General features: G+C 67.1%; 1 pseudogene. It reads right to left on the reverse strand.

Going from position 1 to position 1,455, the window contains the following annotated elements:
* Window positions 1–297: 297 nt before the first annotated feature.
* Window positions 298–1,344: pseudogene (locus CRT23_RS27485) on the reverse strand (IS110 family transposase).
* Window positions 1,345–1,455 lie beyond the last annotated feature (111 nt).

A 1,455-nucleotide genomic window follows, 5' to 3' on the forward strand; every position in this document is an offset into this window, starting at 1 on the left:
GTCCTCTCTGATTGGGGTTCGTGAGGCAAGCATCTCCTCATCGATGTTCCTTGTCCCAGTGTGTCGCTCCCGCGGGTCACGCGCTTCTCTTCGCGGTCGGCGCGAGGCCGCCGCATGATGGGGTCAGGAGAGCGAGGCGTCTCAATCTGTTTCACGACCTGGTCTGCTGACGCGGACCGGTTCGGGACTCTCAACGAGATCGCCTCGCCCATCGTCCCCACGGGGACGATCCGGATCACCCTCGCGGGTGAAGTCTGGCCTGCCGTCGTTCCGTTCGAGGGGGCAGGCGTGTCTGGGTTAGGCGGCGGCCGCGATGGCCGGCGCCGGCTCCTTGCCAAAGTGGAACTCGGTCCCGTCGCTCCACATCCGGTGCAGAACGACGGCGAGCTTGCGCGCGACGGCCACGCGAGCCCGTGCCATGCCACGATGCTTGGCGATCTGCATTCCCCAGGCGCGCAGGCTCGACCATTTGCGGCTACGCGTCAGCAGAGAGTGCGCCGCCTCGTAGAGCGCGGTGCGAGCGAGTTCGTCGCCGCAGCGGCTGACCTTGCCCTGGATGTCGGTCTTGCCTGACTGGTAGCGGGATGGCGTCAGGCCAAGGTGAGCACCCACGTCCCGGGAGTGTCGGAACCGCTCCGGCCGGTCGATGGTGGCGCGGAAGGCCAGCGCGGTGATCGGGCCGACGCCCGGCACGCTCATCAGCCGCCGGCAGACCACCTCGTCCCGCACGATGACGAGAACCTGACGGGTCAGCCGGTCGAGTTGCTCCAGCATGGTCGCCAGGATCGCCAGCAGGGGCGTGATGAGCGGTAGGATCAGGGGATCGTCGCCGGCCAACTCTCGCACGCGCCCGGCACAGGCGGCGCGGGCCGGGGTGCCGAGCTTGATCCCGCCCTCGCGCAGGATCGCCCGCACCACGTTCTCGATGGCGCGCATCTCGTTGAGCACGGTGCGCCGCGCCACCAGCAGCGAACGCCAGAGCCGGGACTGACGCGACTTGACGTGAACCTGCCGGAACCAGCCTGTCCGCATGATCTGGGCGAGCGCACGGGCATCGTTGCGGTCGGTCTTGTTGGGCATCGTCTTCATGGCCGCGTTGGCAGACCGTGTCTCGATGCAGATCGCCGGTAGACCCGCAGCGCGCAGTTCGTCGTGCAGCTAGGCCGTCAGCGAACACGCTTCCAGGCCGACACGCTCCAGGGGCAGGCCAAGCCCCGTCAGGGCAGCGATGAGATCGGAGGGCTCGCTTGCTGCTCGCAGCTCCTTGATGATCCGACCCGTCTCATCGACCACACAGATCGCCGTCTCTTCCAGGGAGACGTCGAGTCCGGCAAAGTAGGTCATGGCTGCTCCTTCCTGATGCTGTGGCGATCCGACGTCGACCACGATCTCACATCTCGATAGGAGCAGCCGCCTTCAGCGGATCCGCGGCAGGACCCCAATCACCCCATCTGT

This window comes from Methylobacterium sp. V23 (assembly GCF_002917135.1).
Lineage (GTDB): Bacteria > Pseudomonadota > Alphaproteobacteria > Rhizobiales > Beijerinckiaceae > Methylobacterium.